This window comes from Microcystis sp. M109S1 (assembly GCF_020247025.1).
In the GTDB taxonomy this organism is placed as follows: Bacteria; Cyanobacteriota; Cyanobacteriia; order Cyanobacteriales; family Microcystaceae; genus Microcystis.
This window is the reverse complement of the sequence record NZ_JADBRW010000265.1, coordinates 1-9035: the sequence shown is the minus strand read 5'-3', so window position 1 is coordinate 9035 and position 9035 is coordinate 1. Positions and strand designations below refer to the sequence as shown.

Sequence of the window (9035 nt, the reverse complement as noted above, 5' to 3'; positions counted from 1 at the left end):
TGAAAACGGACGGGTCGAAAGTGTCAGACTTAAGCAATTAAGCGTTTTTCGCTATCTGCGTCAACCCCATTGACGCGACCACCCTAAAAAAGTGGCGTGGTGAGGAATCGCCGTCCGTTTTACGGCGGCGAGGATGTCAAATCGCCCGCATTTCTTTATCTTCCTCCACATCGAGAACCCCCGGCACTGCCTTTAAAGAGGGGATCAGCGATCGACGGGCTGAACCGGTAATAATGCCGGAAACCGATAATATATTATCTACTGTCATACCCAGAAATTGTAAATTATTGGCCACTGTCTGAATATCGGCTAAATGCTGTTCATCGATCGTCACGATAATCTGTTCCATGGCTATTAATGAAAGTAAAAAGATGAGCGGGAGTCAGGAGGGGGGAGCAGGGGAGATGGGAGAATAAATAAAAATAATCTCCTAACTCCTAACTCCTGACTCCTAATTCCTGAATACTGACCCCTGAAGGCTAAGGAGATTGGGCTAGTCCACTGCCCACATCAACGGTGGGAATAGACAGTCGCAAGGCTTTCGAGGTGAGTAACTGCCAGAGTTGCGCCCCGCGCACTCCCGAAGCTTGAGCGTGGAGAGCAGCAATCCCGGCCACATGGGGGGTAGCCATGCTAGTGCCGTTAAAAACGTCGTAACGTCGGGGCATCGGTACGGAAGAATAGATTGCCACCCCGGGGCCAGCGATATCGACGTTAGCACCTTGGGCACTACCAGAACCACAGGAGAAAGAGGCTAATCGCAGATTACTATCGATCGCCGCTACGGCCATAATTGAGGGACTATTAGCCGGTTGACCCACAGTGCCAGGCCGGTGATTGCCGGCCGCCGCAATAATCAAACAACCATTTTGCAGAGCGCGACGACCGATAGTTTCGTAGGCAGTGGAGGGGGTCGGAACTGTATTGCCTAAGGACATAGAAATCACCGCACAGCGACTCGCGATCGCCCATTCCATGCCGGCGAGAATCCAACTTTGGGAGCCACTGCCAGCATTACTGAGAACTTTGCCCGCATAAATGGTGGCTTCGTAGGCGACCCCGTAGCGGCGACCGTTGACATCTTTAAATCCGCAAGCGGTACCGATACAGTGAGTGCCGTGACCGTGACCATCCTGCACCGCTTCTCCCGGTACAAAAGACTTACTTTGGATCGATCGCCCAAAAAAGTCGGGATGCTTCAAATCCATACCCGTATCTAGTACAGCCACATTAATACCGCGACCACTGCGACCAAGGGAATTGATTACTTTCGTGGCTTTTAATCCCCAAGTGGATTGGGCATCATCGCGAAAGGCTAGGGCTGCGAGATCCTTATCTCCCGGCGTTTCTTTAGCCTTGCACTGTTCATAAAGATGATTGACGGCATCGCGATAACCCTTGAGGTATTCCGAGGATAAACCCTCCTCGATCGCATAGTAAATTCGTTCGGGTTCGATCGCTAAAATTGCCGAACTTTCCCCCGCTATGTTCATGACACTGCTCAAGGCTAAGTCATCCATAGAAACCACTGCCACCCCCAAAGTCGGAAAGGTTCCCCCTCCCGCCGCGTCTAGCTCTGAACTGTCCATGGCCGAATCGGCAAAATCCCGGGCATCGGGCAAGGCAGATATCCCCGCCACATCTCGCAGAGCGGCGATTCCTTCTGGGGTTGCTCCATCTTGGAAAGTAACAATATATCGCCCCGTGGTTTCTTCATTTGAGGCGGTACTGGGGATGGGAAAACTCGCTCGTCCAGACATAAAAAATACCTCCCAAAAATGGATATTTTAGCTAATACAATCACGGAAAAATGGCTTAACCACTAGCCTTTTTATCGAAGATTTTTCAATCATCAACCACTGGTCTAACCATCCTTTAATTGTTCAGGATGGTTCGGCAAAATCAGAGATGAGTCAGTTAATTACCCACCCTCAAAATGTTCACGGTTTGGGAAACCATTTTCCTAAGTTCACTTCGGTCTCTAAGTACCGTTGTTTATGGACTCCAGCCCTAGCAAGGTTAAATTTTTTCTAGTAATTCACGCTCTGGGAAACAACCGAACTAGGTTAGGGAATCTCAATCAATTTTTTTTATGTATTTAGCCTCAAACCGATCATATAAGTTTAAAACCCATCCGAATCGTTATTAAGCTATGGTTTTCTTTCTGAGGTCAGCCTAGCATTACCTCAAGGATTTTGGTCAAAAAATTTACAAATCTTTGACAATGCTTGGCAGCACGGGGGAATAAAATAATACTCATGTTCTAACGGCAACCCCCAATGATTCAGTCGGAAAACTGGCTTTCACGGTAGGATGAAGTAATAACCATCTCCGCTCGTTTAGATTTCGTTATGACCAACACATTAGACGATAAAGCCATAGTCAAGGACTATTTTAACGCCACAGGATTCGATCGCTGGCGCCGGATTTATGGGGATGGCGAAGTTAACAAAGTACAAAAAGATATTCGCATCGGTCATCAACAGACGATCGATACCGTTATCGGTTGGTTAGAAAGTGATGACAATTTGCCTAATCTCTCGATCTGTGATGCCGGTTGTGGAGTCGGGAGTCTTAGTATTCCCCTCGCTAAAGCGGGCGCAACTATTTTCGCTAGTGATATTTCTGAGAAAATGGTGACAGAAGCCAAGGAAAGAGCAGCCAAAGAGTTAGCAGATAACAGTAAACTCACCTTTGCCGTTCAAGATTTAGAAGCATTAACCGGCCAATATCACACAGTCATCTGTGTTGATGTTCTTATTCACTATCCCACAGAAGAAGCCTTAGGAATGATTAAACACCTGGGATCCCTAGCTCAATCCCGTTTAATCCTCAGTTTTGCCCCTAAAACCTGTTTATTAACCATTCTCAAGAAAATTGGTCAATTTTTCCCCGGTCCGAGTAAAACCACTCGTGCCTATCAACACAAGGAAAAAACTATTGTCGCCGCTCTCAACGAAAATGGCTTTAAAATTGAACGGACGAGTATGACTAGCACTCGTTTCTATTTTTCCCGTATCCTCGAAGCTGTCCGCAGTGAATAAAGAATGGCAGTCACCACCAGCAAATTAATCGAGTGGAAACAGCAAAAACGCGCGATTGTCACCCTCACAGCTTGGGATTATCCGATCGCGCGACTGCTCGATCAAGCAGGAATTGATATTATCTTGGTAGGTGATTCCTTAGCTATGACCGCTTTGGGCTATCCTACCACTTTACCGATCACCCTAGAGGCGATGATTCACCACGCGGCGGCCGTGTCTCGCGGGGTAAAACAAGCTTTAGTTGTCTGTGATTTGCCTTTTCTCAGCTATCAGGAAAGTGTCAGTCAGGCAATTCACTCGGCAGGAAGGATGTTAAAGGAAGCAGGAGTGCAAGGGGTAAAATTAGAGGGAGGTTATCCCGCTATGATCGAGACTATTAGCCGTTTAACCGAGATAGGCATCCCTGTTATGGGTCATATCGGATTAACTCCCCAGTCGGTCCATCGGTTAGGATACCGTCAGCAGGGAAAAACTCCATCGGATGCACAAAGATTAATCGAGGAAGCTTTAGCCTTGGAGAAAGCGGGAGTATTTGCCCTGGTTTTGGAACATATTCCCGCCAATTTAGCCGCTACTATTACCGATAAATTGACTATACCGACGATTGGTATCGGTGCGGGGGAGGATTGTGATGGTCAGGTGTTAGTAACGGCGGATATTCTAGGATTAACCGAAAAAGCTCCCCCTTTTGCCAAAGTTTATGCTAATTTAAGCGAGACAATTACAAAAGCAGTGGTGGAATTTGCCAAGGATGTGAGGGGAAATGAATAGCGGCGAAAAAGCTACTTTTGGGGCCGGCTGTTTTTGGAAAACCGAGGACTCATTTCGGCGTTTACCCGGGGTTTTAGCGACTTCTGTGGGTTATATGGGGGGAAATTTCCCCAATCCTAGTTATCTCGATGTGTTATCGCGAATTACCGGTCATGCGGAAGTGGCACAAATTGCCTATAATCCCCACGAAATAAGCTACGAGGCGTTATTAGCCGTTTTTTGGTCAATCCATGATCCGACTCAGTTAAATCGCCAAGGACCGGACCGGGGAGAACAATATCGATCGATTATTTTTTATCACACCCCGGAACAAAAGTTAATCGCCACTGCTTCCAAGCGTCAACTACAACTATGGGGAAAGTTTCAGCAGGATATCGTTACTTTGATCGAACCCGCAGGAGATTATTATCTGGCTGATCAGTCCCATCAACAGTATTTAGAGAAAAAACTGCCGCGAGCGGTCGAGGATTTCTAGAAGAAAACATAAAGACAGGTTCGGGGTATAATGTAAAGTTGCTTTCGCAGGAGATCAGGAAAAATGCCCGAGGCGGTCGGAGTCATTCAAACGTTGGGTTTTCCCCCCGTTTTAGCGGCGGCGGATGCCATGGTTAAAGGGGGACGAGTCACCCTAGTTTATTTTGATCTAGCGGAAAGGGGCGAATTTTTGGTGGCGATTCGTGGTCCGATTTCCGAGGTTAAACCAGCAGTAGAGGCAGGATTAGCGGCGGCGATGACCGCTTTTGGTGGTAATGTGGTCAGTCATTACATCGTACCGAATCCTCCAGAAAATGTACTGGCAGTTTTACCAGTGCAGCATACGCCTAAGTCAGACCGTTTTCGCAGTTAATTTCCCTAGGGATTTGCCCCAAACTAGACTATAGTTAAAGACTGGAAAATAGATTGGATTCTATCAATTAAACTTATCGGATTTTTGTTATTAGGAGTTAATTTATGACAGCCCAACCCGCGGTGGGATCGATCGAGACCAAAGGTTTCCCCGGTATTCTAGCGGCCGCCGATGCGATGGTAAAAGCAGGACGGATCACGATTGTTGGTTATTTAAGGGCAGGAAGCGCCCGTTTTACCCTCAATATTCGTGGGGATGTACAGGAGGTAAAAACCGCTATGGCTGCCGGCATTGAAGCGGTCAATAAAACCGAGGGGGCAGCTTTAGAAACCTGGGTAATTATTGCCCGTCCTCACGATAACGTGGTGGCTATTTTACCGATCGATTATAGCGAGGCAGTGGAACCTTTTCGCGCTGCTGCCGACGGTGCGATCGCTCCAATTCGTCGTTAATATTCAAGGTCAATTTTTTGTGCTCGGTTGGAACTTGTCTAGTTCCAACTTAGTTTTTAATGATGATTTAAGTTTTAGTCAAAAAACCGAATTTGATAATTGCTGCAACAGTTGCACCGATAACAGTGACTATCAAAGCCCATATTTGAGCCGTTGCCCTTTCTTTCAAGTCTTTGACATCTTCTTTGAGTTGGGAAACTTCGGTCTCTATTTTCGGCAATACTTCTAGCTTTATTTCTATTCCCTTCAGGTTTCTGATATCGTCTTTGAGTTGGGAAACTTCGGTCTCTATTTTCGGCAATACTTCTAGTTTTGTTTCGATTCCCCTCAGGTTTCTGATATCGTCTTTGAGTTGGGAAACTTCGGTCTCTATTTTCGGCAATACTTCTAGTTTTGTTTCGATTCGCTCTAACCGATTGTCAAGTTTAGCGAGAATATCTTTTAAGTCAGTTTCAATGATAATAGGGTTACTCATGGGGAGATTCCTAGATTTTTATGGCTTTGTTTATCGTCAGATTTGGGAATCGCCGTCTGTTTTACGGCGGCGAGGATGTCAGGTCTTACTCGACTCGATTAGAGCGCTGGTCAACCCTTCTAGGGTGTATTCTCGCGCCTCGATATCAACACGACCAAATAACTCTTGACAGGTTTTTGAAGTTTGCGGACCGATAGAAGCCAGACAAACTTTTTCTAATAGGGAATTAACCGATAATTCTCCCATTTCTTGCAGCAATAACTGATAAAAATTCTGGACGGTTTTGGAACTAGCAAAGGTGACTATATCGACTTTTTCATCTCGAAACGCTTCCCAGATCTGACTATCCATGCGCGCGGGACATCCGGAATCATAGGCGGCCACTTCCGTCACCTGACCAGCTTTGGCCGTTAATTCCTTAACCAAGACTTCTCTCCCTCCCGTTTCCACGCGCGGAAAGAGGAATTTTTGCCCCCTAATCGGGTCGGGAAACTCGTTTACCAAAGCATCAGCGACAAAATCCCCCGGGATAAAATCCGCCTTTAATCCTCGTGAGTGCAAAACTTGGCTGGTTTTTTTGCCCACCACGGCGATTTTTACGGTCGCTAAAGCCCTAGCATCTTTTCCCCAAAATGTCAAGCGATCAAAGAAAAAATTAACAGCATTGGCAGAAGTTAAAATCAGCCAATCAAACTTTTTTAACTCACCGATGGCATCGTCTAAACCTTGCCAACTGGAGGGGGGACGAATCTCTAAAGCGGGCATTTCTAGGACTTCTGCGCCTTGATTTTGCAAAATTTCGCTAAATTGACTCGTTTGCTCGGCGGCACGGGTAATAACAATAGTTTTACCTCCTAGGGGTGGGGGAGAGGACATAATCGCCAGAGCCACAACTTGACCAATGACCATAATAGAGGGTGAGAGGGACACCCCGGCGGTTTGAGCGAGAATATTTTCTAAAGTGCCGCGCCAAATTTGTTGATCCTTGCGTCCCGCCTGGCGGATAATAGCGATCGAGTCGTGAATATTACGCCCATTTTGGCATAATTTCTCGATAATTTGCCCTAAAGACTGACCGGCCATCAATAGCACCAGCGTATCAATTTTAGCTAAAGCTGACCAATCGAGAGACTGGGGATCGTGAGCGCTCAAGACCGCAAAACAGCGACTAATATCCTTTTCGGTCAGGGGAATTCCGGCCAATAAAGGAGCGGCCAAAGCGGAGGAAATTCCAGTTATCAGTTCAAAATCACAGCCAGCCTGCTTTAGGGCTAACATTTCAGGATATACTCGCCCAAAAACCCCCGGATCACCACTTTTGAGCCGAATAACTCGTTTTCCCTCTTGACAATAATTAACCAATATCCGATTAATCTGATTTTGCTCGGCGCCGGGTTGTCCTCCCCGTTTGCCCACATCGACTAAAATACAGGTTTTCGGCACGAGGGAGAAGATTTGATTATCCACTAGGGCATCATACAGCAAAACCTCGGCCGTGGCTAAAATTGCTCGCGCTTGCAGGGTGAGAAAACTGCTCTGACCGATTCCCGCACCGAGAAGATAAACTTTACCCCGGGGATAGACGACTCCTGACATAATCGCAAATTTGGGTTTAATCTTTAATTTAGCACTGGAGAACTCAAGGGCGCAGCGACCGGAGAAGATACAAACTACTAACGCAACAAGGGCAGCAGTAAAGTGACGAAATAATATACTAGGGGAGCGGTGAACACATAACTATCAGTGCGATCGAGTATACCACCGTGACCGGGGATTAACTGCCCGGAATCCTTGACTCCGGCATCGCGTTTCATCATCGATTCGGTCAAATCACCCAATAAACTGACAATACCAATTAATAAGCCCAAAATTAAGCCGGTCAGCTGCCAATAGGGCCAATCTAAATACCAAGCACCCAACTCGGCGATCGCTATACTGCCTAAAATGCCAAAAAAGGAACCTTCCACGGTTTTTTTGGGACTAATCAGCGATAAACTGGTTTTCCCTAACCATTTTCCCATGATATAAGCTCCGATATCGGCGGCCCAAATGCAACCGAAAGCTAGAAAAGTCACCGTCAAAGCGGCCGGGAATAATTTCGGTTCCATCCACGATTCTGGCCAATATCCCATCAAGGGTAAGTTACTGGCCATAGCCACGGGACTACTTTCAGGAGAAAAACCGACCCGTAAACGAATCCAATAACTAGGTAAGTAACCACCATAAAACAGACCGAGAATTGAGGTGGAAATGTCGGCAATTGTCGCCATTTTTGGCTGAAAGAGCAGATAAAAACAAATTAACGCCCCAGCAAGGGGAAACATGGCATCGGTGAGGGGGGCTGCCATAGTTGCCGTCAGTAGTAATAATTGCGAAACTACGAGAGTGGTTTTAGCGGCCGGTTCAATGCCTTTAGCGCGAACTAAGCGAAAATACTCCAATTGTCCCAAAAAGACGATAACACCGATGCCGAGGGTGAAATACCAACCCCCAACGATAATAATTCCCAGTGCGAAGGCAATAGCAAAAATAGCGCTGACAATGCGTGGCCAAGGCATGGTTAATCCAGAGAAGTTAGGCGGCATTGTTCTAATTATATAGATTAAGAAAACTTTATGGAAGGTTATCCCCAATTAAAGTTTATCGCCACTCAGGATGAACATGGGATCAACGGCGGCAAAAACTTGGTGAATACCCCTAGTTTCTAGGCGATTTACTGCCGCTTGGACGATCTCGATATTACGCGCCTGTAAATTAGAAAAGCCTTCGGAAAATTGATAGAGGGTTTCTAAATTATTGGCCGTAGCCACGATGCGGCCGTTGGGTTTCAGGTATTGCCACACTTCTTGCAGGACTGATTTAATCGGTTTGCCGCCCTCGATACAGACGCGATCGGGTGCTAGGGATATATTGGCTAGACAATCGGGAGCGCTGCCTTCAAAAACCGTAACATTTTTTACCCCGAAGCGATCGCAATTACGGCGGATTAAACTGGCCACTTCTTCATCCCTTTCAATGGCAATAATCGGACTATTGGGGCATAATAAGCCAATTTCAACGGGAATAGTGCCGGTTCCTGCCCCGATATCCCAGAAAACCCCCCCATCACCTAACCTCAAAGCGGAAATCATCAATAATCTCACCTCGCGTTTACTCAAGGGAATCCCAGGCAAACGTTCAAACAATTCATCGGGAATACCGGGGGTTTTATATAACCAAGTCATCGAAAATTTTGGGTCTGAAACCCCGTCGTTCTACGACGGCTTTACTGTTAAATACTAGCGCATTTACACGATATATGCTAGAATGTAAGACATGGAGAAAGCCTATTGGTTCCGATTTTACCCAACACCAGAACAAGAGGCGCTATTGCGGCGCACTTTGGGCTGTGTAAGATTAGTTTACAATAAAGCTCTCCATCTCAGAACACAAGCATGGTACGAAAG

12 protein-coding genes are annotated in these 9035 nt (G+C 46.5%); 6 read left to right on the top strand and 6 right to left on the bottom strand.

Annotated features, from left to right (window positions below; genetic code table 11):
- Window positions 1-136: 136 nt before the first annotated feature.
- Window positions 137-349: a hypothetical protein gene (locus IM322_RS13255; protein WP_286826099.1), complete on the bottom strand. Its 213-nt coding sequence runs from the start codon at window positions 347-349 to the stop codon at window positions 137-139.
- A 130-nt stretch (window positions 350-479) separates the two neighbouring features.
- The gene (locus tag IM322_RS13250; protein WP_287677087.1) at window positions 480-1760 is read right to left on the bottom strand and encodes a S8 family serine peptidase; all 1281 of its coding nucleotides are present in this window, start codon (window positions 1758-1760) and stop codon (window positions 480-482) included.
- 591 nt (window positions 1761-2351) lie between these two features.
- Between IM322_RS13250 and bchM the strand changes: the two genes are divergently transcribed.
- The 5 genes from bchM (at window position 2352) to IM322_RS13225 (ending at window position 5114) form a co-directional block, all read left to right on the top strand.
- A complete protein-coding gene (bchM, locus tag IM322_RS13245; RefSeq protein WP_287677090.1) occupies window positions 2352-3044 on the top strand; it encodes a magnesium protoporphyrin IX methyltransferase in 693 nt (230 codons plus the stop codon).
- Window positions 3045-3047: 3 nt separating this feature from the next.
- Window positions 3048-3815 carry a 3-methyl-2-oxobutanoate hydroxymethyltransferase gene (panB, locus tag IM322_RS13240; RefSeq protein WP_061430941.1) on the top strand — a complete coding sequence of 256 codons (768 nt, stop codon included), beginning with the start codon at window positions 3048-3050 and terminating at the stop codon, window positions 3813-3815.
- The gene (gene msrA, locus IM322_RS13235; RefSeq protein ID WP_287677092.1) at window positions 3808-4290 is read left to right on the top strand and encodes a peptide-methionine (S)-S-oxide reductase MsrA; all 483 of its coding nucleotides are present in this window, start codon (window positions 3808-3810) and stop codon (window positions 4288-4290) included. The genes panB and msrA overlap by 8 nt, the downstream gene beginning before the upstream one ends.
- A 63-nt stretch (window positions 4291-4353) precedes the next feature.
- Entirely contained in the window at window positions 4354-4662 is a 309-nt protein-coding gene (locus IM322_RS13230; RefSeq protein WP_002732196.1) for a carbon dioxide-concentrating mechanism protein CcmK, read from the top strand.
- Between the two features lie 104 nt (window positions 4663-4766).
- Window positions 4767-5114, top strand: a complete 348-nt coding sequence (locus IM322_RS13225; protein WP_286826094.1) for a carbon dioxide-concentrating mechanism protein CcmK — start codon at window positions 4767-4769, stop codon at window positions 5112-5114.
- A gap of 67 nt (window positions 5115-5181) precedes the next feature.
- Here the strand turns inward: IM322_RS13225 and IM322_RS13220 are convergent, their stop codons facing one another.
- The 4 genes from IM322_RS13220 to cbiT form a co-directional block, all read right to left on the bottom strand.
- The gene (locus tag IM322_RS13220) at window positions 5182-5589 is read right to left on the bottom strand and encodes a kinetochore Spc7 family protein (protein ID WP_287677096.1); all 408 of its coding nucleotides are present in this window, start codon (window positions 5587-5589) and stop codon (window positions 5182-5184) included.
- Between the two features lie 78 nt (window positions 5590-5667).
- Entirely contained in the window at window positions 5668-7185 is a 1518-nt protein-coding gene (cobA, locus tag IM322_RS13215; RefSeq protein ID WP_287677098.1) for a uroporphyrinogen-III C-methyltransferase, read from the bottom strand.
- Between the two features lie 77 nt (window positions 7186-7262).
- Window positions 7263-8174, bottom strand: a complete 912-nt coding sequence (locus IM322_RS13210; RefSeq protein WP_287077592.1) for a phosphatidate cytidylyltransferase — start codon at window positions 8172-8174, stop codon at window positions 7263-7265.
- 48 nt (window positions 8175-8222) lie between these two features.
- The gene (gene cbiT, locus IM322_RS13205) at window positions 8223-8813 is read right to left on the bottom strand and encodes a precorrin-6Y C5,15-methyltransferase subunit CbiT (protein WP_149988633.1); all 591 of its coding nucleotides are present in this window, start codon (window positions 8811-8813) and stop codon (window positions 8223-8225) included.
- 91 nt (window positions 8814-8904) lie between these two features.
- On the opposite strand from cbiT, the gene IM322_RS13200 reads away from it, so the two are divergent.
- The coding region (locus tag IM322_RS13200; protein WP_287713233.1) for a helix-turn-helix domain-containing protein at window positions 8905-9035 on the top strand (131 nt) is incomplete at its 3' end.